The following is a 23,442-nucleotide window of genomic DNA, read 5'->3' on the forward strand; positions in this document are numbered from 1 at the left end:
AAATACTCACTTCTCTGGGGTTTTGCTGAAGTCTGGGGAATCGTGGATGAACCGGAATCGGATCCGTCCGCCGATGGGGACCTGTGCAGCGCGGTCCAGGTGCTCGTCACGCACCACGCCGATCACGGGATAGCCTCCGGTGATCGGATGGTCCGCCAGAAACAGGACAGGGAGTCCGGCGGGTGGAATCTGGAGCGCACCCGCCATGGTGCCCTCGCTGGGAAGCTCGCCTTCGCGGATCCGCTTCAACGGGGTGCCGTCCAGTCGCATGCCCACACGGTTGGACTGCGGTGTAACCAGCCAGTCCTGGCTCGTGAGGGAGTCCAGCGCTGCCTGGTCGAACCAGTCGGCGCGTGGGCCGGGCACGACGTCCAGCACCGTGACGTCCTCCCCTGGAAATCCGGGCTGCAATTCAGGGCTGCCCACCGCGGTCGATTCGGTGGCGTCACCGGCAGGGAGCTCTTGGCCGATGACCAGCGGGGCAGGCCCAATGCCGGACATCGTGTCGGCCGAACGGCTCCCCAGTACCTCTGGTACATCCACTCCGCCACGCATCGCCACATAGTTCCGGAAACCCGACTCGGGAGCGCCCAAGGTGAGGGCCTCACCGTCGAGCAGTGCGAAAGGTGCAGCCATGGGGACGGTCCGCCGGGAGCCCGGCTGGGGTTCGCCGCCGTCATCGTCGGAATCGACCCACGACGGCGACTGGATGGTTAGCGTCGTCGGCGCACCGGTAACGGCAATCACCTGGTCGCCCACGGCTTCCACAGTCAGGCCGCCATTGACGGTCTCGATGGCCGCCGCCGAAGCGCTGTTTCCCACCAGGCGGTTGGCCCTTCGGAGCGACGCCCTGTCCAAGGCACCGGCTGCGGAGACGCCGAGCGGGCCGAATCCGCGACGGCCGAGATCCTCTATGAGGCTCTGGGCACCTGGGTTGAGAATCCGCAGGCCCGGTCCCGTGTGGTGGTCCGGATCAGTCTGGGAATCTTGGGCTGCCGCGGTAACAACCTCGCGGACAGCCCGGTACTGGACCCGATCACCGGGCCTCACCAGGGCTGGCTGCGCGCGGTCCAGATCCCACATCCTGGCTCCGGTCCGGCCAATCAGCTGCCACCCACCTGGTGATCGACGCGGGTACACGGCGGAGTACTGTCCACCGAGGGCCACCGATCCTGCGGGGACTGCAGTGCGCGGGGACGAGCGTCGAGGAACCGTTAGGGCTTCGTTTTCGCCCACCATGTACCCAAACCCGGGTGCGAAGCCCGCGAAAGCAACGGTCCAGATCTGGCCCGTGTGGGCCGCAATGACGCCGTCCATGCTCAGTCCGGTCAGCTCCGCGACGTCGGCGAGGTCGTCGCCGTCGTACACGGTATCGATGACCACCAGCCCGGAGTCAGTGACCTCCGGAATGGTGAGTTCCAACTCGAGCAGCTGGGCGCCGATGGCGCGGGTGGCCGCTGCGGACTCGCCCACCACCATGACTGTTTCAGCTGCGGCGAGTACGTCCACCTGGCCCGGAAGCGGGGACTTGTACAGCATGTCCTGGAGGGCAAGGACATCCTGCAGCCCGTCCAGCTCGGCCAGGACAGCGCGGGTCCCAACGGGCCGGACGGAGAGTACTTTTTTCGCGGTGGTGGTGTGCATTGCGGTTTCCATGACTTGTTACACTGCCGGCTGGGACTGCGCCGCCTGCAACAAGCGCTCTTCCTCTTCAGGCTCCGGATCGCGACCCAGGAGCATGCCCACGATGGTGACAACGGATGCCACCAGTATGTAAACAGCAATCAGGTACCAGCCGTGATTCGCCGCACCGTAGAGCGCTGTGAAAATGATGGGCGCAACCGCTCCACCAATCACACCGGCCAAGGTGTAAGCCAGCGAACTGCCCGCATAACGGAGCCTCGCCGGGAACTGCTCGGTGATGAAAGCAGCCTGGGGACCGTACATGAAGGCGTGCAATGCCAGGCCAATGATGGTGCCGATGGTCAGCATGAGCACGGACCTGCCTTGGATCATCAGGAAGAACAGCGGGATGAACGCAGCGGTAGCGGCTGCGGCGATGCCGTAAACCCAACGACGGTTGAAGCGGTCAGTCAGGGCGCCGGCCAGCGGGATCAGGAAGAGCTGGAAAGCTGAGCCGATCAGGATGGCGGACAGCACGTTGCCTGTGGTCATGCCCAATTCCTTGGTGGCGTACACGGCAACGAACACGGTAAAGAGGGCGTAAAGGATGTCGGGGCAAACCCGGGAGAGGGCGGCTGCCACCAGGGCCTTGGGCTGCTGGGTGAAGACTTCCTTGATGGGGGCCTTGGGGCGATCGCCTTGGGCCTGGATGGCTTTGAACACCGGTGTTTCTTCGAGCTTGAGGCGGATGACCAGGCCGAACACCACAAGGAGTGCGGAGGCGAGGAAGGCTACGCGCCAACCCCAGGAGAGGAAAGCGTCGTTGCTCAGGGTTGCAGCAAGAATTGCGAGGACGCCGTTGGCCATGAGGTTGCCTGCGGGCGGGCCGATCTGAGCTGCCGAGGACCAGAATCCGCGCTTGTTGGGATCGCCGAATTCGCTGGACAGCAGTACCGCTCCTCCCCACTCACCACCTACACCGATGCCCTGGGCGAGCCGCAGGAGGACCAGGATGGTGGGAGCCGCAACACCGATCACGGAGTAATCGGGCAGCGCACCGATGAGGACTGTGGCCACGCCAATCAGGACCAAGGTGAATACGAGGACGTACTTGCGCCCGACCTTGTCGCCGAGACGGCCGAAGATGACACCACCGATCGGTCGTGCAAGGTAACCGACGGCAAACGCCGAGAAGGAGAGGAGCAGCGCAACAAATTCGTCGTTGCCCGGGAAGAAGATCTTCGGGAACACCAGGGCCGAAGCCACGGAGTAGATGGCAAAGTCGTAGTACTCCAGCGAGGTGCCGGTCAAGCTGGCTATGTACGCCTTGAGTGCGCCGGGCGGTGGCTTCCTTGTCACTGCCTTGGATGCGTTGTTGGTGCTGGTCATGATGTCCTCCGGGGGGATGAGGGATGGTGCGGGGCGCCCGGGACGGGCTAGAGGAACGAGCCGACGGGAACGCCGGCCTCGCCCAGTGCGGACTTCACTGCGGTGGCCATTGCCACGGCACCGGGTGAGTCACCATGTACGCAGATGCTCTCCGCGCGGAGTTTCAGGATGGAGCCGTCGATGGTCCTGACGGATTGCTCAGTAGCCATCCGAAGGACGTGTTCGGCCACTTCGGCCGGATCATGCAGTACGGCACCCGGCTGGGACCGGGCAACGAGGGTTCCGTCAGGGTTGTAAGCGCGGTCAGCAAACGCTTCGGACACGCCCCTAAGGCCTGCCTCCTCAGCCAGACGCAGGACCTCCGAGCCGGGAAGGCCGAGAATCGGGAGGTTGGGGTCCACCGATTTCACAGCTTCCACTACGGCGCGGGCCTGGTCAGTGTGCTTGACGATCGCGTTGTAGAGGCCGCCATGCGGTTTCACGTACTGAACGCGGGCACCGGAAACAGCGGCCAGCGCCTGCAGCGCACCTATCTGGTACACGACGTCGTCTGCCAACTCCAAGGGGTCAACATCCATGAAGCGGCGGCCGAATCCAGCGAGGTCGCGGTAGCCGACATGGGCGCCAATAACGACGCCGGCCTCAACCGCCTTTGCGCACGTGCTGCGGATGACGCTGGGGTCGCCGGCGTGGAATCCACAAGCAACGTTGGCACTGGAGACGGACTCAAACATGGCAGCGTCGTCGCCGAGCGTCCAGCGCCCGAAGGACTCGCCGACGTCGCTGTTCAGATCGATGGTTGCCATGGTGTGATCCCTGCCTCGTGATGTGCGTTACATCCAGCATGCACCAATCTGCTGGATTGTTCAACAATCCAGCGATCCGAATTTTCGGCAATCGTGTAATTTTGGAGTCATGGCCAGTGCAGATCAGGAATTAGGCGAACACGCTGGCTTTGATGGTGCACGGGCGCGGATGCGCCTCAGGGTCCCATCCGTGGCGGAGCGCGTTGCCGAGGAACTCCGCTACCAACTGGCTGAGGGCTTTCTGGTTCCCGGCGCCAAACTCACCGAGGCCACCATTGCCGAGGATCTTGGCGTCTCCCGCAACACGGTCCGGGAGGCCTTCGCCGAGCTCGCAGCTGAGCGGCTGCTCCTCCGCCAACCCAACAAGGGCGTGTTCGTAGCCACGCTCGAGGCCGGCGACATCCACGATGTCTACACGGTCCGTCGGGCCATCGAGGTCAGCTCCATCCGCGCAGGCGGTTCACCGGAGCGCGTGGCCGCCGTCAGGGCCGCCGTCGACGAGGGAAAACGGGCCGCAGCCGCCAATGACAACGAAGGTCTGGGCAGCGCCAACCAGCATTTCCACGGGGCAATCGTCGCCCTGGCCGAGAGCAACCGGCTGAACACGATCATGGCTCAGATCCTGGCCGAGATGCGGCTCTATTTCCATAAGGCCACTTTGAACGCGCACTTCTACAGCGATTGGCTGAAGGAAAATGAGCAGATCTGCTCAGCTCTGGAAGCCGGTGAACTGGAACGTGCGGGGGACTTGCTCCTGGCCTATCTCAACCGTTCAGAACAGCAGCAGGCTGCCATCCACGGCGAGTAAGCCCGGACCAGGCCGCGCTCCTCCCCGGTTGCCTCACTCGAAAGAGCAAAAAAACCAGCGATCTGGCGGCAAAATCCGGCACACCCACCCACCAACTGGGCAGGAGCGTCACCGGTCAGCGTTTGCCCTTCTTGCGTGAGCCCTTGCCGCGGCCCTTGTCCGGGTTCGGGGCGTAGCGTTGGGCAACCGCGGGCTTCTTGGGGCCGCCGCCGCGACGATCCGGCTTGGGTGCTTTCTTGGGCTTTTCCTGTTGGGCGGATGGCTGGCGCGAGCTCTGCGCTGTGCGGCCACGCACGATTCCAATGAACTCCTCGATCACCGGTGAATCCGTTCCCACCGGCCACGCCAAGCCGATCTGCGTACCCGGAGCGCCCGTCAAGCGCCGCATAACAGTGTCTTTGGCGTTCAAATGCCTGGCGACCGACATGGGCATTATCACCAGTCCCGCACCGGAAGCGACCACCTGGAGGGCCATGTCCGGGCCGCCCATCTCCGCTATGTCAAGGAAGTTCTCCTCGGCCAGGTCATCCAGCGCCACTTCCTCGAACACCGAGATTTCATGGCCTTTGGGCGCCACGACCACCGGCTGCTCTTCATACAAAGGGATGACGTTCAAGCCCTCGCGGTCCACGGGCAACCGGACAAAGCTGAGGTCCGCTGAACCGTCACGCAGCACCGAAAGCTGGGCGTCGTCGTCGGACATGAACGAGTGCAACGGAAAGCCCGGCATCCGCTCTTCCCACCGGCGGATCCATTTCCCGGGAGTAACGCCCGCCACATAGGCGAAGCGAAGCCCGGGTTGGGACTCGGAGGTTTCGGCGGAATCTTCAGCATCTGGCACACACTCACAGTACCGGCCAGATACCCTTGAAGCATGACGTCCTCGAACTCCCAGTCCATGAAGCCGGCAACAGTCGCCAAGAAACTCGGCATCTACCTGCCCGCGACACCCCAGGAATTCCAGGATTCGTCCATCACCCGCGAGGAATTCGCCGAACTCCAGGCGAACCCGCCGGAGTGGCTCGCCGAGCTCCGCCGCAACGGCCCGCACCCGCGCCCCGTCGTGGCACAGAAACTTAACGTCTCCATCAGCGGCCTGGCCCGCGGCGGCGTTGAGGACGCACTCACGACGGCGGAAATCACCGAGCTGCTGCAGGCTCCCCCGCAGTGGTTGGTCACCGAGCGCGCCACCCACGCCGCCGTCCGCTCAGAGGCGCAGCGTGTGAAGGAAGAGGCTGCCAGGAAGGCCGCCACCAAGGAAGCCCGGGACAACGCTGCCGCAAAGCGCGACGCTCCCAAGACTTCCAAGCGCGATCACGCCTAGTTTTCTGAAGGTTGTGGCCGGGGACCGATGGTCTCCGGCCGCATCCTTTTAAGCTCTAATCCTGGTGAAGTTGGACGAAGTTGCCGCAACCGTCGTCGAAAACTGCGCTGATTCCTGACGGATCCTCAGCCGGCTCGCCCTTGAAAGTCACGCCCGCAGCCAACAAACGCTGGTACTCGGCCTGTACATCCGGAACGCCCAGGACGACCGCAGGCATCCCTGCCTCATAGACGGCGTTCATGTAGTTCGCGCCGATGGGGTTGTCGCTGGGTTCCAGCAGCAGCCCGGTTGCATTGTTGTCCGCACCGGGGTTCTTGATGATGAAAAGGTTGTACTCCGGCATGGCCATCAGGGTCTCAAACCCCAGTGTCTCCGTGTAAAACGCGTGAGCTGCTGCCGGGTCCTTGACGTGGATGCTGCACATTTTCAGTCTCATGGTGAACAGGCTACGCCGTGGGTACGACAGGATGAGCCCTCGCGCCCACTCACGCGCTGGCGCATACTGAATAAATAGCAGCGAAGTCGCCTGGAGGTGGTCCGATGCCCGCCATGATGCTCCTGTGGGGCGTTGCCTTGGTTCTTGCAACTGCGGCAACCACATACGTCCTGCACAAGAAACTCACGCATGGACGCGGCCCGGAGCCGGACGGGCTTTTTTGGGACGTGTTCGCCGGGCTTGTGGTCATAGTGCCCGCTGTTTTGGTGCCGTCAGTGCAGTGGCCGCCGGCCGGGATCATCATGGTTTTCGTGTGCTTTGCAACCGCTGCGACCACCTTCGCCGGCGCCAGCAAAGTGGAACGGGCCCACGCAGCTGAGCCCCGCCGTCGTGCCGGGTTTGCTGACGATGTGGCCCGCCACCAAAGCATCCTGGCGCAGTGGAGCCGCTACGAACTGGATCCCGGCCGTGCCATCGACTTTCCGGCCATGACAGATGTGCGGACACAGGAGACAGCTGCGTTGACCAGGGCCATGCGAGAGGCCGAGTATTGCCGGGTGACTGCCGGCACCGACTATCGCGCCGCCGTCGAGCGTCTGGCGGATGCCCTCATGGCAGCCGAACGCGCCGCGGGAGTCCCCCTCCCCGCGCCGAGGTGACGCTTAATACCAATCCCGCCGAGCACCGCTGTCACTAAGCGCCAACCGGACAGGGACGCTAGAGAACCTTGCCCTTGAAGAACTCGGGCCGCAGCCGGTACATCACCAGCATCACCACCACGCCCAGCAGGATCACACCCATCCCCAGAACGAACACCAGGCCTACCCCGCCAACGGACGAGCCCGAACCATACTCGGGATCCATCGAGTCCATTGCCGTCTTCACGAACATCACCAGCAGGATCACGCCGCCCAGCAACGGTGCCAGGAATTTGAAGAAAAATGCCCGGACACCGCTGAAGGCTGAAGCGCGGAAGAACCAAACACAGGCCAGAGCTGTGATGCCGTAGTAGAAGCAGATCATCATGCCAAGGGCGGTGATGGTGTCCCACAGCGCATTCTCGGACACCGTACGGGTGATCACATAGAACGCGGCTGCCGCGATGGCCGCGGCGATGGTGGCAAAGCTCGGCGACTTGAACGTGGGACTGATCTTCCCAAAGCGGGGCGATATGGCGCGGTAGTGGCCCATGGCCAGCATGGTGCGCGCGGGCGACACGAACGTTGACTGCAAGGACGCGGCGGAGCTGCTCAGGATGGCCAGCGACATGAGGATCGCGAACGGACCCATCACCGGACCCGCCAGGACAGCGAAGATGCTGGACTGGTTCTCCGGGTTGCCGGCACCCAGACCGGTCTCGCCCACACCCGCGAAGGACAGGGTGGCCAGCGCAACAGTCATGTAGATGATCACGATGACCAGCACGGTGATGGTCGCGGCACGGCCCGGAGTCTTCTCCGGATTCTTCGTCTCCTCATTCATGGTCAGGGTGACGTCCCAGCCCCAGTAAATGAAGATCGAGAGCGAGACACCCGCAGCGAATGACGAGAACGAATCGACGGCAAAGGGGTTGAACCAGTCAGGCGAAATGGCTGTGGCATCGAAGGCTGTGCCGTTGGCTACATGCACGAACGCCGAGACCGCGAACCAGCCAAGAACCAACAGCTGGAAGGCAACCAGGACGTACTGGACGCCCTTGGTGGTCTCCATGCCGCGGTACGAGATCCAGCACGCTCCGGCGATGAACACCAGCGTGGTGGCTATGTTCAGCGGCAGGATCTTGCTCAAATCTGCAAGCGATGGGTTGCTGAAGATCTGCCCGAGCATCAGGTAGAAGAAGTCAACGGCAACAGCCGCCAGATTGGACAGCACAATGATGGTGGCCGCGATCAGCCCCCAGCCGCCCATCCATCCGATCCACGGACCAAACGCCCGCGTCGCCCACGTGAAGGAGGTACCGGCGTCGGGCATTGCGTTGTTCAGTTCGCGGTAGCCGAGCGCCACCAGCAGCATGGGGATGAAGCCCACCAGGAAGATGGCGGGAAGGTGCACACCAACTTCGGACACGGTGGGACCCAGGGCGGCGGTCAACGTGTACGCGGGCGCAATGCAGGAAACACCGATCACGACGGCGCCAATCAGGCCCACCGATCCGGCTTTCAGTCCCTTTTCACTCAGGGTTGATTCTTTCGACTGGACCGTCTTTGGTGCAGTAGACATGGGTATTGCCTCTCAGGCGATTGCTAGGAGCTTTGGCGCGTGTAATCGCGGGGGACCACGATCATGGGAACGGGAAGGGCGCGCAGGATCCGGTTGGCGGTGCTGCCAAGGAACGTGGCGCGGTGCTGGGCCAGGCGGCTGGAGCCGATCAGCAGGATTTCGCCGTCTTCCCAGTCGAGCCGGTCCACGGCTTCTTCGATGGTGCGGCCCTGCGCCACGACGATTTCGGGCTCGGGCAGCGGCGCGTCCGGGGTTGAATTTCCGACGGCGGCAAGCCGGTCGGCGGCGTGCATCCAGGCGGCATCGGCCAGCGTCAGCGAGTTGCCGCCGTCGAGGGCCAACAGGGAAACGAGCCGAAGCGGCAGGTGCCGGTCGCGTGCGGACTCGACGGCGACGTCGAGCAGTTCGTCTGCGCCGGGGCGCGTCCCGAAACCGCAGCTGAGCCGGGTGATCGCGTCCGTCCGCTGGTAGCCGTGGGGTGCCAGGGCCACCGGGACAGGCGACGAATGGAGCAGCGAACCCGCGACGGAACCAATGGTGAACCGTTTGAACAGGCCACCGTTCGTGGCACCGATGACCAAGGCAGCCGCATCCAGCTCCACGGCCGCGTCAATCAGCGCCTGGGCCTCGGAATCGCCGCGGCGGATGTGTCCGCGCGCTGTGATGTCGTCCGGGACCAATGCAAGGCCCTCATCCAACCAGCGTTGGGCTTGCTGGTTGAGGATGTCGTCGTAGCCGGCTTCGGGTGGGTACACGGCGTTGAACGGGGAGTCCTCCGGGATCACCAGGACCAGGTCCAGGCTGACGTCCTGGTTCCGGGCCAAGGCGACGGCAAGGTGAACGGCGTCGTGCCCCCTTGCGTTGGCGGTGTAACCAACTACGTAGCGCATGGTGGTCCCTTTCAGTTCTTAAACAGTGCAGCCGGCAGGCCGGGAAACGGTGCTCCCCCGGCCTGCCGGTGTGGTTTCACAACGATCAGACTGCTACCGAAGCCAGTTTGTTGGCTTCGACGATCCGCGCGGCGGTCGCCTGGCCCATGCGGACCGCGCCGTCAACGTGCTGGTAGCCCTCGGCCGCGAGGTCCGAAGAGGACCAGTAGATCGGGCCGACGTTCGCGTGCTGGTCCTTGCCGTAGCGGTGCAGGCCCCCGAGGTCGTAGCTGGAAGCGTATGCGCCGCGGGTCCATTCTTCGGATCCCCAGTCGGACTCGTAGTAGACCTCGGGCGTGAGTGCCTTGTCGCCCAGGAATCCGGCAATGGACTCGAGGATGGCCTTCTTGCGGTCTTCGGCGCTGAGTTCGAACACGGCGTCGGCCTTTTCGTCGGACACGAAGCCCACCAGGGTTCCGCGGGTGTCGCCGTGGTTGGTGTTGTCGTAGACCTCCTGGACCAGCGCGCCGGCGCTGAAACCCGTGCCGGAGAGTCCGTCTTCGCGCCAGAACGGTGTGTCGTACACAGCGTGGACCTTGATGACCAGGCCCAGCGACTGGTGCTGGTGCATCTGGTGTTGGCGGCGCGGAAGCGGCGGGTCGAAGGAGACCCGCGAGTACAGGTTCGGCGGAACGGCCATGATCACGTAGCGGGCGTTGACGGTTGCCTGCTCGGAAACAACGGTCACGCCGTTGTCGTCCCACTTGATGGTCCGCACCGGGCTGTTAAGCACGACGTCGGAACCCAGCTCTGCTGCCTGCAGCAGCGAAACCTGCTGCATGCCGCCGATCACGCGCTTGTCCAGGATGAAGTCTTCATCGGTGAGGTGCGTGAACGAACCGGCAGACGCGGCCATCAGGACCGCCTGCAGGGCCGAGAAGGCGTGGGCGGGCTTGGTGAGCATGCCGCCGGCGATGAAGAGGCCGATGTTGTTGCAGGCTTCTTCATCGTTGGAGTTCTGGCGGAGCCAGTGATGGAAGGAGATGGTGTCCAGCTCGCGTGCCTTGGGGTGTGCCCAGGGCTCGGTGGGGCCGATCTCTGCCGCGAGTTCGTCCAGGATGGCGACGAGCTTGTCCATTTCGGCCTTGGTGGTCTCGTTAACCGGGAAGGTGTCGCCGGTGTACTGCGTGCGCTTGCCGTCTGCGCCGATGTAGACGGATTCGCCATCGCGGTAGCGCGGGTACATTTTCAGGCCGAGCTCGTCCAGCAGGTCCATGAGGGCTGTCTGGTCCGGCGAAACCCACTGGCCACCGATCTCCAGCATGGCGCCGTCGATGGTGTCGGTCCAGGTGCGGCCGCCCACACGGTCGCGTGCTTCGAGCACTGCGACGCTGAGTCCGGCTTTCTTCAATTCGCGTGCCGCCGTCAACCCTGACGGTCCGGCACCGACGATTACAACGTCGCGATCAAGATTCTGCATGATGTCCTCTCCGTGGCCGTCCGTTGGTGGCTGACCAATAAATGAATGGCATTCATTTATATCCATAGTAGCGGCTGTGTGCGCGGCTGTGAAGAGCCGATGGAATAATGCTGGGGACACAGGCAGCAGAAAGGCTCCCGATGCCCGCACCAACCCCCGCCCCTTCCGCCAGCCCGGTCCGCCGCCGCGCCGGCCGACCTACAGCGGCGATCCTGGACCAGGACGGCATCACGACGGCGGCACTTGAGCTGATCAGCAGCAAGGGTTACGACGGACTCACCATGGCGGCGTTGGCCCGCACCCTGGGAGTAGCCCCCTCTGCCCTGTACAACCACGTCTCTTCCAAGGACGACGTGCTTGTCCTTCTCGAGGACCATCTGGCGGCGATGGTTGACGTGTCGGCTTTCGGATCCGAGCCTTGGGAAGAGGCCGTGCGCAAGTGGGCATGGTCCTACCGCGATGTGTTCTCGGAGCACACCCCCCTGATTCCGATCATCGCCGTCCTGCCCGTAGCCAACGCACCCAAGACGCTCGCCATGTACGAGGCCGTGACTGCCGGTTTCCGCGATGCGGGCTTCCCGGAGGAGAAGATCATCTCCGCGATTGTGGCCATTGAGGCGTTCGTCTTCGGAGCCGCTTACGACGTCACCGCGCCTGCGGACATCTTCGACGCCGGCACGCTCGCCGATCAGGTCCCCAACTTCACGGCCGCCGTGGACCGGTTGGCCCTGGAACAGCACGAGCGGCCAACCGACGTTGCCTTTAGCTTGGGACTTGAGGCATTGATTACGGGGTTCGGGGCGCTGCGGGGGTAGGGCATCTGACACTCGGAGCTTCTTAATGCCAAGTTAGTGCATTATGCTGCACTTATGGAAGACAGTGCAGAGGCTTTGGCGCGCGCGATTGGCCTGCGGGTAAAACAGGAACGTAAAGGCAGGGACTGGACCCTCGACCAGCTTGCGTCCATGGCCGGCGTTAGCCGCAGGATGCTGGTGAGCGTCGAACAAGGCGGGGTGAATCCCAGCATAGGAACCCTCCTGCGGCTCAGCGATGCCCTTGGCGTTGGCTTGCCCGCGCTGGTGGAGCCGCCCGCTCCCCGCACAGCGAAGATCACTCGCGCAGGCGACGGCGCAGCCCTGTGGAACGGTCCACTGGGCGGCCGTGGTGTCCTTGTGGCCGGCACCGAGTCTCCCGACGTCGTCGAGCTTTGGGACTGGACCCTGGCTCCCGGAGAACTTCACGAGAGCGAAGCGCATTCAGCCGGTACCCGCGAGCTGCTGCAGGTCCTGGAGGGCGCGCTGACAGTGATGGTCGAATCCGAGAGTTACGAACTCGGAAGCGGCGACGCCCTGACGTTCCGCAGCGATGTCGCACACTCCTACGCCAATCCCGGCGGGCAGGCTACCCGATTCTCCCTCGCCGTTTTTGAACCGGGCGTTGGAGCAGGACATCGAACGGAAAACCCCGGTGCGTAAGACTTTGACCCGAACCCTCACAGCCGCTCCCCCTTGGTCGATGGCCGTCGCAGCAATGATGGCCATCCAACTCTCCAACGCCCTGTCGGTGACTGTTATCGGGCAGGTCGGCCCTGCAGGCACTGCTTGGCTTCGCATGTGCTTCGGAGTCTTCTTCCTGTGGATGATCAGTCGCCCGGCGATCCGTTCGCTGCGCCGCCGCGACCTGCCTGCTTTGATCGCCCTGGGTGTCGTGACAGGCTTCATGACCACCTTCTTCCTTGCCGCCGTCGAGCGCATCCCGCTGGGAACCGCCGTCGCCATTGAATTCCTTGGCCCCCTCACGGTGGCCGGAATCATGAACAAACGCCGGAAGGCGTTAATTTGGCCACTCCTTGCCTTTATTGGCGTCGTGCTTCTAACGGAGCCGTGGCACGGCATCATTGACCTGGTCGGAGTGGGCTTCGCCCTGGCCGCGGGAGCCTGCTGGGGCCTGTACAACGTACTCACCCAGCATGTAGGAGACCGATTCTCCGGCATCAGCGGCCTGTCACTCACAATTCCCATTGCAGCGCTTGCCACCATGCCGTTCGGATTGCCGCAGGTACTGGGTGGATCACTTGAGTGGTGGGTGCTGCCACTGGCGGCCGGGATAGCCCTGGTTACCCCAGTGATCGCGTTCGGCCTCGAAATGCTGGCGCTGCGGCGCATGACCCACACGGCCTTTGGAACACTGCTTTCGATCGAGCCCGCATTCGGTGTTCTCATCGGACTACTGGTCCTCGCCCAGCAGCCGACGCTCATGCAGGTAGCAGGAATAGCCCTGGTGGTTGTTGCCGGGACAGCCGCGCAGCGAGGGGGAAACCGGACACCGGAACCCGTGGTGACAACGGATGTGCCGGCGTCACCAGCGGCTTCCTAATAACACCCAACTCTTGTAATACAAGTGCCCTGCTTGTATCTTAAGTAGCAGGCAAGGATGCCCCGCCCCTTAGGAGACCCAGTGAGTACCGTAGACCTCATCCGCCACGTCAAACTGTCCACGGCGCGACTGCCGCTCAGCGTGCCCATCAGCGACGCCAAAGTCTTCACCGGCAGGCAGAAGCCGATGACGGAGGTAGTGTTCCTCTTCGCCGAAATCACGACGGAACAGGGTCACAGCGGCGTGGGCTTCAGCTACTCCAAGCGCGCCGGCGGCCCTGCGCAGTACGCCCACGCCAAGGAAGTTGCCGAAGGCATCATCGGCGAGGACCCCAACGACATCGGCAAGATCTACACCAAGCTCCTCTGGGCCGGCGCCTCTGTGGGCCGCTCGGGTGTGGCTACGCAGGCCCTGGCGGCCATCGACATCGCCCTCTACGACCTCAAAGCCAAGCGCGCCGGACTCCCCCTCGCCAAGTTGCTGGGTTCCTACCGCGACTCGGTCCAGACCTACAACACCTCCGGCGGCTTCCTCAACGCCACCCTGGACGAGGTCAAGGAACGCGCCACGCAGTCAATCGACGACGGCATCGGGGGCGTCAAGATCAAAGTGGGCCTGCCCGACTCCAAAGAAGACCTGCGCCGCGTGGCGGGAGTACGCGAGCACATCGGCTGGGACGTCCCGCTCATGGTCGACGCCAACCAGCAATGGGACCGCGCAACCGCGCTCCGCATGGGCCGCCAACTCGAGGAATTCAACCTGATCTGGATCGAAGAACCACTGGACGCCTACGACTTCGAAGGCCACGCGCACCTGGCCCAGGTGCTGGACACGCCCATCGCCACAGGTGAGATGCTCGCATCCGTCGCCGAACACAAGGGCCTCATCAACGCCAACAGCTGCGACATCATCCAGCCGGATGCCCCACGCGTCGGCGGCATTACCCAGTTCATTCGCCTCGCGGCCCTGGCGGATGAACGGGGCCTGGGCCTTGCCCCGCACTTCGCCATGGAAATCCACCTTCACCTGGCCGCCGCATACCCGCGCGAGCCGTGGGTGGAGCACTTCGACTGGCTGGACCCGCTGTTCGAGGAACGGCTGGAGACGAAGAACGGCCGCATGATCGTCCCGGACCGCCCCGGACTCGGCGTCACTTTGAGCGGTCAGGCCCGGGCATGGACCACCGAATCCGTGGAGTTCGGCGCGTAATCTGGAACCCATGAGCCGAAACCTGACCGCGGATCTCGCCGCCGACCTCCGCAACCGCATCGTCGACGGCGTCATCCAACCGGGCGAGAAGCTCCCCAGCGAGAACACGCTCATCGGCGAGTTCGGGGTGAGCAGAACCGTGGTCCGCTCCGCATTGACGCGCTTGCAGGCCGAGGGACTCGTGGAAACCGAACGTGGGCGGGGCAGCTTTGCGCTGACTCCGCCCGCCGACGGCCCGACCCAAGCCCCGGGCACCCGGCCGGTGTCCAGCACGGAGGAACGGCTGCAGATGCTGGACTTCCGGATCGGCGTCGAAACAGAGGCAGCTGCCCTTGCTGCCCGGAACCACAGCGAACGCCAGCTCAAGGCCATTCACGGTGCCTTGGAACAGTTCACTGCGAATGTCGCACATCCGGCGCACGCCATGAAGGCTGATTTCGAGTTTCACCGGGCCGTGGCTGCGGCGTCCGGCAATCCCTTTTATACGGACTGCATCACCGCCCTCGGCCAAACCATGATCACCATGCCCCGCCCACGTCTCGTAGCCGGCGATGACCAGGAAACCCGCGACCGCTTCGATCACGTGATCCACGAGCATTCCTCTATATACGCAGCAATCGCGGACGGCGATCCCGTGGCTGCCGCGGCAGCCATGCGCCTTCACCTCAGCAACTCACGACGCCGGCTCGCGGGTTCCGCACGCAGCTGAGCGTTCCGCACTTCCCACTGCGAACACAACAAAAAGAGCCCCGGTCCTAAGACAGGGGCTCTTTCGATTGCGTGCGCGAGGGGGGATTTGAACCCCCACACCCTTTCGGATACTGGCACCTGAAGCCAGCGCGTCTGCCGTTCCGCCACTCGCGCGCAACTTCTTTTTCCGGACTTGGCTGGTCTCCCAGCTTCGTTTCCTTCAAAAGCAGCGAGATCAAGCATAACGGACATCCGGAGCAAAACACCAATCGGGCCGGGAGGCGTCCTTCAGAACGGCGACGTACCCCTGAAAACCGCAGAAATTCCAAGGATTCGAACCCCCCGGGACCCCCGCCAGCAAGGGCCGCCGCCGAACTTTTCCGTGGCGCAAGGCGTTGTGGATTAAGGTCATTCCCAGTCAGTCCCAGTAGTATCGGGAAGTGGAAGGGCCGTTGGGCACGCACTTTGGTGTGTGCACAGACTGGCCAATAGCAGGACCATCGGACAGGCACAGCAGGTGCCGCGGCAAGGAAAGGAGAAGGAACATGGGTTTGCTGGACAAAGTCGAGCGCGGCATTGAAAAGGCCGTCCGCAACGTCTTCTCCACGGGGTCGCGGGCACGGGTTGAGCCGGTGGAGATCGCGAGCAAGCTGAGGCGGGAACTGGACAACCAGTCCATCACCATCGCCGCCGGGCGCACGCTGGCCCCCAACGTTTTTGATGTCCTGCTCAGCGATGAGGACTTCGCCAGGGCCCAGGAATGGGGAACGCCCCTCGCTGAGGAGCTGTGCGATGTCGTCATCCAACACGTTCGCAGCCAGGGCTATACGCTCCAGGGAGCGGTCAGGATCTCGTTCCGTCGCAATGACGAGGAACGGGCCGGCCATTTCGAGATCGCTTCCCGGACCGAAAAGTCCTCAGGCGACGCAGCTCCTGCCCCGCAGCCTCCGCGGGCCAACGTCCCCGCAGCCCCCGCCCGGCAGCCTACCCGTCTCCAGCCCGTTCTGGACATCAATGGGCAGCGATACTCCCTCAATGCGGCGAGCGTGGTGCTCGGCCGCTCTTCTGAAGCTGACATCCTGGTGGATGACACCGGCGTTTCACGGAAGCATCTTGAGGTTCGTACCGGGAACGGGAGCACGTGGGCTGTGGACCTCGGTTCCACGAACGGCAGTTACGTCAACGGACATAAGGTAAACGGCAGCGTGGAGCTCACAGACGGCTCAACCATCACGATGGGACGTACCAAGATTATTTTCCGCCTCCTCCCCCAGACCCCGGGTGGCCACGCGTGAACGATGTCAGCGAACTGACCATTACAGCGCTTCGTTTCGGCTTCCTCCTGTTGTTGTGGGTCCTGATCTTCAGCATTGTGTCCACCATGCGCCGCGACTTCCAGATCGGGCGCAAGGCAGTGACCGGTGTTCCTACGGCACGCGAAGTGCGCAAGCATCCTGAACTGGCTGCCACGCCGCCGCCGGCCATCCAGCATGCCCGCAACCTGGTGGTCACCGAGGGCCCCCTCAAGGGCACCACGGTTCCCCTCGCCGCCAGCCCCATCCTGCTCGGGCGCGCCCAGGAAGCCACCCTGGTCCTGGAGGATGACTACGCCTCCGGCCGGCATGCGCGACTGTTCCCGCAAGGCAGCCGATGGTTCATCGAGGACCTTGGCTCTACGAACGGCACCTACCTGGCCGATCAGCAGCTCACGCGTGCGCTGCCGGTGGAGCTCGGTGTCCCCGTGAGAATCGGCAAGACGGTCATTGAATTGAGGCCATAGTCCATGGCCTCTTCTGAGACCCCCGAGGACAAGGAAAAGCCCGCGGAGCGCCCCCTGATCATGCGCTACGCGGCCCGTTCCGACGTCGGCAGGATCCGCTCCAAGAATGACGACTCCGCTTACGTGGGCCGCCATCTCGCAGTGGTCGCCGATGGCATGGGTGGGCACGCCGGCGGCGATGTCGCGTCCGCTTCTACGGTCCTGGACATGATCCACCTGGATCATGACGACTACCCTGAGGGCGCCGATACCGTCCTGGCGGACGAGATCCAGACCGCCAATTCCCTGCTTTCGGAGCTCGTCCACCAGAATCCGAAGCTGTCCGGCATGGGCACGACGGTTACGGCGTTACTCCTCGAGGACCGAAAGCTGCACTTCGCGCACATCGGCGATTCCCGGGCGTACCGCCTGCGCAACAAGAAGTTCGAGCAGATCAGCGTGGACCACACGTTCGTCCAGCGCCTCATCGACGAGGGACGGCTCCGGCCCGAGGAAGCCGAGACGCATCCTCATAAGAACGTCCTGATGCGTGTACTCGGAGATGTTGACGCGAGCCCGGAGCTGGACCTGGACGTCCTGGACGTCGAACCCGGCGAACGCTGGCTGCTGTGCTCCGATGGCTTGAATTATGTTGCGGGGCACGTCGTGGAGCGCATGGTCCGTGAGACCAAGGACCTGCGCGAATGTGCCGAGATCCTCGTGGACCTGACGCTCGAAGCGGGCGCCCCGGACAACGTCACCGTCGTCATGCTGGAGATCGTCGAGGAGACGGTCGACGACGTCAGCACGGCCGCCGTCGACGTCGTACCGGCCGCGGCGCTTGCCGCCGTCGATGAGCCTGACGCTGTCACGGCCACCAAGTCCCCCGACGAAACGCCGGCCGGAGAGTCAGGCAAAGCCGACTCCGCGTCAAAGGCGAAAGCTGACCGACAGGCCAAAGTGGGATCGTCCACGGACGACGAGCGAACCAAGGAAGCAGACGAGACGGACGAAACGTCCGAAGCTTCTGAAGCATCCACCGAACCGCCGGCAACCACCGACCCCCACCTCGGTGAGCATCTGTCAGCAGAAGTGCTGCGCGAGGAGCTGGCCAGCCGCCCCCATGAACTCGTTGGCGCCGCCGCAACGGCAGCTGAAACAGGCTCCATTCCTACCGTTGCTGGCCGCACGGTGGCTCGCCGCGCCGCCACGGTCCTGACGCACAAAGCAGAGCAGGACCGCGCGGAGATAGAGGAACCGCCAAGACGCCGCATCCGCTGGTTGATGCCTGCCGTCGCCGCGTTCGTGGTTGTTGGCGTTGTGGTTGGACTGTGGCTTGGCTACGCCTGGACCCAAACACGCTATTACGTGGGTGAATACGATCAGCGGGTTGCTATTTTCAACGGCATTTCCCAGAGGCTCGGCCCCATACAGCTTTCCCGGCTTGAAGCCGTCACCGACGTCAGGGTTGATTCATTGCCCGAGTATGGCCAGCAGAGCGTTCGCCAGACGGTCCCCGCCGGTGACCTCCACGACGCCCAGCTCATTGTGGAAAACCTGAAGAACTACGGCAGCGCTTCGGCTAACTGCCCCAGCACCACGCCAAGCCGCACGGCGACTCCTTCGCCCACGCCAACGGCCACGCCCACAGCCACAGTGCCAATACCCAGCACGGCAGCCGTTGCCAGCCCCACGCCATCGCCCGTTCCGACTCCCTGTGAGGGGGCAAAATGATCCAGACTGAAACCGCCCCCAAGCCACGCCGGAACGTCGAGCTTCTGCTCATCGTCCTGGCCCTTGCCGTTGGAATCGGTGCCAGTGCCCTGGTCAGCCTCAACTCGGACATGGGTCTGGACAGCGACTTCTGGTTCCAATCGAGCCTGCTCGCCGTCGCCGCCTTTGCGTTCCACATTGTCCTCCGGCTCCGCGCCAAGTATGCCGACCCGGTAATACTTCCCATCGTCGTGGCCTTGAACGGCCTGGGTCTGGCCCTGATCCACCGGATGGACGGTCCGGGCGACGACACGGGCAACAACCAGCTCCGTTGGACGCTGATCGCCATGGCAGTCTCCATCGCGGTGATCTGGTTCCTCAAGGACCACCGGATCCTGCGCCGCTTCACCTACATATCGCTGGCAGCCAGTGCCTTGCTGCTGGTTCTGCCCTTGGTCCCCGGCATCTCCGCCGGCGAAGTACTCGGCGCCAGCGTATGGATCCGGATCGGCCCCATGACCTTCCAGCCAGGTGAAATCGCCAAGATCACCCTGGCCATATTCTTCGCGGGTTATCTTTCGTCCAACCGGGACCTCATTCTCCTGGCCGGCCGGAAGATCGGTCCCATGCAGTTCCCACGTTTCAAGGACCTGGGTCCCATGATCACCGCCTGGCTGGTGAGCATCGGCGTCCTGGTCTTCCAGAGGGACCTCGGATCATCCGTTCTCTTCTTCGGCCTCTTCATCGTGATGATTTACGTGGCCACCAGCCGTATCTCCTGGGTAGTCATTGGGCTCGCCCTGATCCTCGGCGGCGGTTTCATCGCATCGAAGATCTTCTCCCACGTTGCCTTCAGGATCGACAGCTGGATCAATGCCTTCACCCCCGAGGTCTTCGGCAGGTCTCCCGGCGGCAGTGGGCAGATTGTCCAAGGCCTGTTCGGTATGGCCGATGGCGGCCTTGTGGGAACAGGACTGGGCCAGGGCCGTCCGGACCTGGTTCCGTTCGCAAACAGCGACATGATCGTGGCACTCATCGGCGAGGAACTGGGCCTGATTGGCCTCTTCGCCGTGGTGATGCTGTATTTGCTGCTCTTCACCCGCGGCTTCCGTGCAGCCCTGGGAACGCGTGACGCGTTTGGAAAGCTCCTGGCGTGCGGCTTATCGTTCGCGATCGCCCTTCAGTGCTTCGTGGTCATCGGCGGCGTCACCCGGCTCATCCCCCTGACCGGCCTGACCACCCCGTTCCTGGCCGCCGGCGGTTCGTCCCTGCTGGCCAACTGGATCATCGTCGGGCTGCTGCTCATGATTTCCAATACGGCCCGCGGACCGGTTGACACCACACCGATGGTCAACAAACCCCCGACCACCAGCTCCCACGGAACAGTCAAGACTCCAACAGGCCAGACCCCAAGCGCACCAACTGAGGCGGTGAAGCATCAATGAACCAAGCTATTCGCAGCTCCTGGATGGCCGCCGTCGCCATGTTCGCGTTGATTTTCGGCGCCATCAGCTACGTCCAGGTCATTGGCGCGGACGACCTCAACGCCAACCCCTGGAACCAGCGCGCCATCCTGGCCACATTCTGCAACGAACGCGGCGCCATCATCGTTGGCGGGAAACCGGTAGCGGAGTCCGTGCCCGGGAACGAGTCCTGCGCCTTCCAGCGCTCGTACCCGCAGCCTGAGCTTTACGCGGGCGTCACCGGCTTCTTCTCAAGGGGCTTTGGATCCACTGGACTGGAGCAGTCCATGGGGGAAACCCTGGCCGGCAACTCGGACCAGTTGTTCCTGGACCGCATCAGCCAGATGTTCCTCGGCAAAGAGCCCAAGGGCGCTTCTGTGGAGCTGACCTTGGACCCTGCCATCCAGAAACTCGCCTACGACCTCATTCCGGATGGCCAGCGGGGTTCGATCGTGGTCACCAACCCGAAGACAGGAGCCATCATTGCCATGGTCTCCAAGCCTTCCTACGACCCCAACCTGATCGCCACCCATGACACGGCAGCTGCCGAGGCGAACATGGCCAAGCTGAACCAGGTCCCGGGCATCAACCTGAACCAGAATGTCAGCGGCCCCACGGGAAACCTGCTCTCTCCCGGTTCGGTTTTCAAGCTCATTGACACGGCCGCGGCGTTGAACTCGGGCAAGTACAACAAGGACAGCGAGCTGCCGAACCCCAGCAGCCTCCCGCTTCCCGGCTCCAATGCCAGCCTCCCCAACTATGCCGGGGGCAACTGCAATGTCCGGGAGACGGCGTCGTTCGCCTTTGCCTTGGAGCAGTCCTGCAACACGCCGTTCGCGAGCATTGCCCTGGACCTTGGCCAGGACGCCATCCGTGAGCAGGCCGAGAAGTTCGGTTTCGGAGAAACCTTCGGCGATCAGCTCAAGCTCCAGCAGGCCAAGAGCGTCTTCCCCCGGGACCTGGACCAGGCACAGCTCGCCCAGTCATCCGTGGGCCAGCGCGACGTCAAAGCCACTCCGCTGCAGATCAACATGATGACGGCAGCCATTGCCAACGGCGGCGTGCAGATGAAACCAAACCTGGTGCAGACAGTGCGTGCTCCCGACCTGCGGGTCATCAGCGAAACCAAGCCTGAGGCACTCCGCACCAGCACCACGCAGCCAATAGCCAGCCAGATCACTGAATGGATGACCAGTGCCGTGGACAACGGCATCGCCAAGGGCGCAGCCGTTCCCGGCGTCAAGGTGGCCGGCAAGACCGGTACGGCCGAACTCGGTGATTCAGGTTTGAACAACTCTTGGTTTACCGGGTTCGCCCCGGCAAACGACCCGCAAGTAGCCGTCACCATCGTCATGGAACGTGTGGACGTACTCAGCGGTGCCCAGCTAACCAGTCCGAACGCAAAGAAGATTTTTGAGGCGGTGTTGAATAAGTGAGGCCTACTTCGGGAATCACACTCGGCGGCAGGTTCCAGCTGACCAGTCGCATTGCGATTGGCGGCATGGGCGAGGTCTGGAAGGCCAAGGACCAGATCCTTGGCCGGATCGTGGCCATCAAGGTGCTCAAGGAGGAATACACGGGTGACCCCGGCTTCCTGCAGCGCTTCCGTGCCGAGGCGCGCCACACCGCCCTCCTCAACCACGTGGGCATCGCCAACGTGTTCGATTACGGCGAGGAAGCCGGCTCGGCCTACCTGGTGATGGAGCTCGTGCCCGGGCACCCCCTGAGCGGCATTCTGGAGCGCGAGCAAGTGCTGTCCCCGGACATGACGCTCTCCATCATCGCCCAGACGGCCCGCGCCCTGGCCGTTGCCCACGCGCAAGGCCTGGTGCACCGCGACATCAAGCCCGGCAACCTCCTGATCACACCGGACAACCGGGTCAAGGTCACGGACTTCGGCATCGCCCGCCTGGCGGATCAGGTTCCGCTGACGCAAACCGGCCAGGTCATGGGTACTGCCCAGTACTTGGCACCCGAGCAGGCAACCGGCCAGACAGCCACAGGCTCCTCGGACATCTATTCCCTGGGCGTCATCGGCTACGAGTGCCTCACCGGTCACCGTCCGTTCTCCGGCGAATCGCAGATCGCAATCGCCCTGGCACAGGTCAACGACGCACCGCCGCCCCTGCCGGAAACGCTGCCCACGCCCGTGCGTGCCCTCTTGATGTCCATGCTTGCCAAGGACCCCAAGAACAGGCCGGCCAACGCCATCAAGCTTGCCGAAGCAGCTGAAGCCATCCGTAACGGCGACATCGCCACGGCTCATGCCGCCGTGCCGGGAATGCTGTTGTTCGAAGACTCAACCGGCCCCATCACGGCGCCGGTCGACACCGCAACGGCACCTACCGGCGTCGTCACCTCGCCTTACGGCAAGGAGCAATCCTCGACGGCGACCTCCGCACTTCCGGTGCTGGGAGCCGGCGCCGCCGGAGCTGCTGCAGGAGCTGCGGCGGCTTCCGCGGACAACCCTCTGACACGCGCCAACGCGCTCGAAGCGGAGCGGCAGCTGAACGACGAAGAAGAAGTCATCTACAGCGATGACGAACGCTTTGACGATCAGGAACCGGAGCGCAAGAAGCGCAGCCCCTGGACGTGGCCGCTGGTCGCATTGATCCTGCTGGTCCTGTTCGCGCTGGTTGGTTTCCTGATCTCCCAGTCGGGCTTCTTCTCGCCAAGCCCCTCGCCGAGCCAGTCGACGCCGTCCAGCCCGAGCCGGACGCCCACCCCTACGTCCTCGTCGGCAACTCCGACGCCAACTCCCACGCAGACTTCGGAAAAGCCGACGCCTACCCAGTCGACGCCGCAGAAGATCAACCTCATCCCGGAAGAATTCGAGGGCCAGCCGTTCGAGACAGTCAGTGCGCAGCTCCGCGCGCTCAATCTCGGAGTGAACGGCCAAGAGAAATTCGATCCGTCAGTAGCTGGAACGGTTCTCAGCCTCAACCCCACGGGTCCTGTTGACCCTGGCACAACCATCACAGTGACCTACTCCAAGGGTCCGGAGATGGTTGCCGTACCCACCATTGGCCAGGGAGTCTCCGAGGCCCAGGTCCAGGGCGCTCTGCAGGGGGCAGGGCTTAAGTACGTGAGGGGTGAGGACGTCAACGGAACCATCAGCCAGGGGCCGAACACGTTCGTGCGTTCCTCGCCTGCCGCCGGGACCGAGGTACCCGCAGGGTCCACGGTGACCTACTACTTGTCCAAGGAACTCGTCCCAACGAATCCCGTGACTCCCAGCGGAAACCCGTCCAGCTCTGCGTCCCCAACAGGCCGCTAA

The 23,442-nt window shown here is 63.6% G+C and carries 22 protein-coding genes and 1 tRNA gene; 14 read left to right on the top strand and 9 right to left on the bottom strand.

Going from position 1 to position 23,442, the window contains the following annotated elements:
* Positions 1 to 6 precede the first annotated feature (6 nt).
* The 3 genes from IEY62_RS13180 to IEY62_RS13190 are packed head-to-tail and all read right to left on the bottom strand — an operon-like array spanning position 7 to position 3,818.
* Positions 7 to 1,656: a 5-oxoprolinase subunit B/C family protein gene (locus IEY62_RS13180; protein WP_189018556.1), complete on the bottom strand. Its 1,650-nt coding sequence runs from the start codon at positions 1,654 to 1,656 to the stop codon at positions 7 to 9.
* Between the two features lie 6 nt (positions 1,657 to 1,662).
* The gene (locus tag IEY62_RS13185; RefSeq protein ID WP_189018558.1) at positions 1,663 to 3,012 is read right to left on the bottom strand and encodes an MFS transporter; all 1,350 of its coding nucleotides are present in this window, start codon (positions 3,010 to 3,012) and stop codon (positions 1,663 to 1,665) included.
* A 47-nt stretch (positions 3,013 to 3,059) separates the two neighbouring features.
* Positions 3,060 to 3,818 carry a LamB/YcsF family protein gene (locus tag IEY62_RS13190; RefSeq protein WP_189018560.1) on the bottom strand — a complete coding sequence of 253 codons (759 nt, stop codon included), beginning with the start codon at positions 3,816 to 3,818 and terminating at the stop codon, positions 3,060 to 3,062.
* 109 nt (positions 3,819 to 3,927) lie between these two features.
* Between IEY62_RS13190 and IEY62_RS13195 the strand changes: the two genes are divergently transcribed.
* A complete protein-coding gene (locus IEY62_RS13195; protein WP_189018562.1) occupies positions 3,928 to 4,626 on the top strand; it encodes a GntR family transcriptional regulator in 699 nt (232 codons plus the stop codon).
* Between the two features lie 115 nt (positions 4,627 to 4,741).
* On the opposite strand, the gene IEY62_RS13200 is transcribed toward IEY62_RS13195, so the two are convergent.
* Positions 4,742 to 5,467 carry a LysR family transcriptional regulator substrate-binding protein gene (locus IEY62_RS13200; RefSeq protein ID WP_189018564.1) on the bottom strand — a complete coding sequence of 242 codons (726 nt, stop codon included), beginning with the start codon at positions 5,465 to 5,467 and terminating at the stop codon, positions 4,742 to 4,744.
* 33 nt (positions 5,468 to 5,500) lie between these two features.
* Here IEY62_RS13200 and IEY62_RS13205 point away from each other — a divergent pair, with 33 nt between their 5' ends.
* Positions 5,501 to 5,950, top strand: a complete 450-nt coding sequence (locus tag IEY62_RS13205; RefSeq protein WP_018778440.1) for a DUF5997 family protein — start codon at positions 5,501 to 5,503, stop codon at positions 5,948 to 5,950.
* A 55-nt stretch (positions 5,951 to 6,005) separates the two neighbouring features.
* On the opposite strand, the gene IEY62_RS13210 is transcribed toward IEY62_RS13205, so the two are convergent.
* Positions 6,006 to 6,386 (bottom strand): VOC family protein, encoded by a 381-nt coding sequence (locus IEY62_RS13210; protein ID WP_055976680.1) that lies wholly within the window; start codon positions 6,384 to 6,386, stop codon positions 6,006 to 6,008.
* Between the two features lie 104 nt (positions 6,387 to 6,490).
* On the opposite strand from IEY62_RS13210, the gene IEY62_RS13215 reads away from it, so the two are divergent.
* A complete protein-coding gene (locus IEY62_RS13215; RefSeq protein ID WP_189018566.1) occupies positions 6,491 to 7,045 on the top strand; it encodes a hypothetical protein in 555 nt (184 codons plus the stop codon).
* Positions 7,046 to 7,103: 58 nt separating this feature from the next.
* On the opposite strand, the gene IEY62_RS13220 is transcribed toward IEY62_RS13215, so the two are convergent.
* The 3 genes from IEY62_RS13220 to IEY62_RS13230 all read right to left on the bottom strand — a co-directional run bounded on the left by IEY62_RS13220 (position 7,104) and on the right by IEY62_RS13230 (position 10,955).
* Positions 7,104 to 8,606 carry an APC family permease gene (locus IEY62_RS13220; RefSeq protein ID WP_189018568.1) on the bottom strand — a complete coding sequence of 501 codons (1,503 nt, stop codon included), beginning with the start codon at positions 8,604 to 8,606 and terminating at the stop codon, positions 7,104 to 7,106.
* A 23-nt stretch (positions 8,607 to 8,629) separates the two neighbouring features.
* Positions 8,630 to 9,496: a universal stress protein gene (locus IEY62_RS13225; RefSeq protein ID WP_189018570.1), complete on the bottom strand. Its 867-nt coding sequence runs from the start codon at positions 9,494 to 9,496 to the stop codon at positions 8,630 to 8,632.
* 85 nt (positions 9,497 to 9,581) lie between these two features.
* The gene (locus tag IEY62_RS13230; RefSeq protein ID WP_189018572.1) at positions 9,582 to 10,955 is read right to left on the bottom strand and encodes a flavin monoamine oxidase family protein; all 1,374 of its coding nucleotides are present in this window, start codon (positions 10,953 to 10,955) and stop codon (positions 9,582 to 9,584) included.
* Between the two features lie 107 nt (positions 10,956 to 11,062).
* On the opposite strand from IEY62_RS13230, the gene IEY62_RS13235 reads away from it, so the two are divergent.
* The 5 genes from IEY62_RS13235 to IEY62_RS13255 all read left to right on the top strand — a co-directional run bounded on the left by IEY62_RS13235 (position 11,063) and on the right by IEY62_RS13255 (position 15,249).
* A complete protein-coding gene (locus IEY62_RS13235) occupies positions 11,063 to 11,770 on the top strand; it encodes a TetR/AcrR family transcriptional regulator (RefSeq protein ID WP_189018575.1) in 708 nt (235 codons plus the stop codon).
* A gap of 54 nt (positions 11,771 to 11,824) precedes the next feature.
* Positions 11,825 to 12,430, top strand: a complete 606-nt coding sequence (locus IEY62_RS13240; protein ID WP_189018577.1) for a helix-turn-helix domain-containing protein — start codon at positions 11,825 to 11,827, stop codon at positions 12,428 to 12,430.
* Positions 12,423 to 13,331 (top strand): EamA family transporter, encoded by a 909-nt coding sequence (locus tag IEY62_RS13245; RefSeq protein ID WP_308424490.1) that lies wholly within the window; start codon positions 12,423 to 12,425, stop codon positions 13,329 to 13,331. The genes IEY62_RS13240 and IEY62_RS13245 overlap by 8 nt, the downstream gene beginning before the upstream one ends.
* 81 nt (positions 13,332 to 13,412) lie before the next feature.
* Entirely contained in the window at positions 13,413 to 14,540 is a 1,128-nt protein-coding gene (locus IEY62_RS13250; protein ID WP_189018579.1) for an L-talarate/galactarate dehydratase, read from the top strand.
* Positions 14,541 to 14,550: 10 nt separating this feature from the next.
* Positions 14,551 to 15,249, top strand: a complete 699-nt coding sequence (locus IEY62_RS13255; RefSeq protein ID WP_189018581.1) for a FadR/GntR family transcriptional regulator — start codon at positions 14,551 to 14,553, stop codon at positions 15,247 to 15,249.
* Positions 15,250 to 15,321: 72 nt separating this feature from the next.
* Here IEY62_RS13255 and IEY62_RS13260 read toward each other — a convergent pair.
* A tRNA-Leu gene (locus IEY62_RS13260) sits at positions 15,322 to 15,404 on the bottom strand.
* Positions 15,405 to 15,775: 371 nt separating this feature from the next.
* On the opposite strand from IEY62_RS13260, the gene IEY62_RS13265 reads away from it, so the two are divergent.
* The 6 genes from IEY62_RS13265 to IEY62_RS13290 are packed head-to-tail and all read left to right on the top strand — an operon-like array spanning position 15,776 to position 23,442.
* Positions 15,776 to 16,525, top strand: a complete 750-nt coding sequence (locus IEY62_RS13265; protein ID WP_189018583.1) for an FhaA domain-containing protein — start codon at positions 15,776 to 15,778, stop codon at positions 16,523 to 16,525.
* The gene (locus IEY62_RS13270) at positions 16,522 to 17,010 is read left to right on the top strand and encodes an FHA domain-containing protein FhaB/FipA (protein WP_018778452.1); all 489 of its coding nucleotides are present in this window, start codon (positions 16,522 to 16,524) and stop codon (positions 17,008 to 17,010) included. Before IEY62_RS13265 ends, IEY62_RS13270 begins: the two co-directional genes overlap by 4 nt.
* 3 nt (positions 17,011 to 17,013) lie before the next feature.
* Positions 17,014 to 18,723, top strand: coding sequence for a PP2C family protein-serine/threonine phosphatase (locus IEY62_RS13275; protein WP_189018585.1), 1,710 nt, complete (start codon positions 17,014 to 17,016; stop codon positions 18,721 to 18,723).
* Entirely contained in the window at positions 18,720 to 20,147 is a 1,428-nt protein-coding gene (locus IEY62_RS13280) for an FtsW/RodA/SpoVE family cell cycle protein (RefSeq protein ID WP_189018588.1), read from the top strand. The genes IEY62_RS13275 and IEY62_RS13280 overlap by 4 nt, the downstream gene beginning before the upstream one ends.
* Entirely contained in the window at positions 20,144 to 21,601 is a 1,458-nt protein-coding gene (locus IEY62_RS13285; RefSeq protein WP_189018590.1) for a penicillin-binding transpeptidase domain-containing protein, read from the top strand. Before IEY62_RS13280 ends, IEY62_RS13285 begins: the two co-directional genes overlap by 4 nt.
* Positions 21,598 to 23,442, top strand: a complete 1,845-nt coding sequence (locus IEY62_RS13290; protein ID WP_189018592.1) for a protein kinase domain-containing protein — start codon at positions 21,598 to 21,600, stop codon at positions 23,440 to 23,442. The genes IEY62_RS13285 and IEY62_RS13290 overlap by 4 nt, the downstream gene beginning before the upstream one ends.

This window comes from Paenarthrobacter histidinolovorans, from assembly GCF_014647595.1.
Classification (GTDB): domain Bacteria; phylum Actinomycetota; class Actinomycetes; order Actinomycetales; family Micrococcaceae; genus Arthrobacter; species Arthrobacter histidinolovorans.

Excerpts from the sequence above, each read along its gene's own strand:
- IEY62_RS13180 (WP_189018556.1), bottom strand. The coding sequence starts at position 1,656 with ATGGAAACCGCAATGCACACCACCACCGCGAAAAAAGTACTCTCCGTC.
- IEY62_RS13185 (WP_189018558.1), bottom strand. The coding sequence starts at position 3,012 with ATGACCAGCACCAACAACGCATCCAAGGCAGTGACAAGGAAGCCACCG.
- IEY62_RS13190 (WP_189018560.1), bottom strand. The coding sequence starts at position 3,818 with ATGGCAACCATCGATCTGAACAGCGACGTCGGCGAGTCCTTCGGGCGC.
- IEY62_RS13195 (WP_189018562.1), top strand. The coding sequence starts at position 3,928 with ATGGCCAGTGCAGATCAGGAATTAGGCGAACACGCTGGCTTTGATGGT.
- IEY62_RS13205 (WP_018778440.1), top strand. The coding sequence starts at position 5,501 with ATGACGTCCTCGAACTCCCAGTCCATGAAGCCGGCAACAGTCGCCAAG.
- IEY62_RS13210 (WP_055976680.1), bottom strand. The coding sequence starts at position 6,386 with ATGAGACTGAAAATGTGCAGCATCCACGTCAAGGACCCGGCAGCAGCT.
- IEY62_RS13215 (WP_189018566.1), top strand. The coding sequence starts at position 6,491 with ATGCCCGCCATGATGCTCCTGTGGGGCGTTGCCTTGGTTCTTGCAACT.
- IEY62_RS13220 (WP_189018568.1), bottom strand. The coding sequence starts at position 8,606 with ATGTCTACTGCACCAAAGACGGTCCAGTCGAAAGAATCAACCCTGAGT.
- IEY62_RS13225 (WP_189018570.1), bottom strand. The coding sequence starts at position 9,496 with ATGCGCTACGTAGTTGGTTACACCGCCAACGCAAGGGGGCACGACGCC.
- IEY62_RS13230 (WP_189018572.1), bottom strand. The coding sequence starts at position 10,955 with ATGCAGAATCTTGATCGCGACGTTGTAATCGTCGGTGCCGGACCGTCA.
- IEY62_RS13235 (WP_189018575.1), top strand. The coding sequence starts at position 11,063 with ATGCTGGGGACACAGGCAGCAGAAAGGCTCCCGATGCCCGCACCAACC.
- IEY62_RS13240 (WP_189018577.1), top strand. The coding sequence starts at position 11,825 with ATGGAAGACAGTGCAGAGGCTTTGGCGCGCGCGATTGGCCTGCGGGTA.
- IEY62_RS13255 (WP_189018581.1), top strand. The coding sequence starts at position 14,551 with ATGAGCCGAAACCTGACCGCGGATCTCGCCGCCGACCTCCGCAACCGC.
- IEY62_RS13265 (WP_189018583.1), top strand. The coding sequence starts at position 15,776 with ATGGGTTTGCTGGACAAAGTCGAGCGCGGCATTGAAAAGGCCGTCCGC.
- IEY62_RS13275 (WP_189018585.1), top strand. The coding sequence starts at position 17,014 with ATGGCCTCTTCTGAGACCCCCGAGGACAAGGAAAAGCCCGCGGAGCGC.
- IEY62_RS13280 (WP_189018588.1), top strand. The coding sequence starts at position 18,720 with ATGATCCAGACTGAAACCGCCCCCAAGCCACGCCGGAACGTCGAGCTT.
- IEY62_RS13285 (WP_189018590.1), top strand. The coding sequence starts at position 20,144 with ATGAACCAAGCTATTCGCAGCTCCTGGATGGCCGCCGTCGCCATGTTC.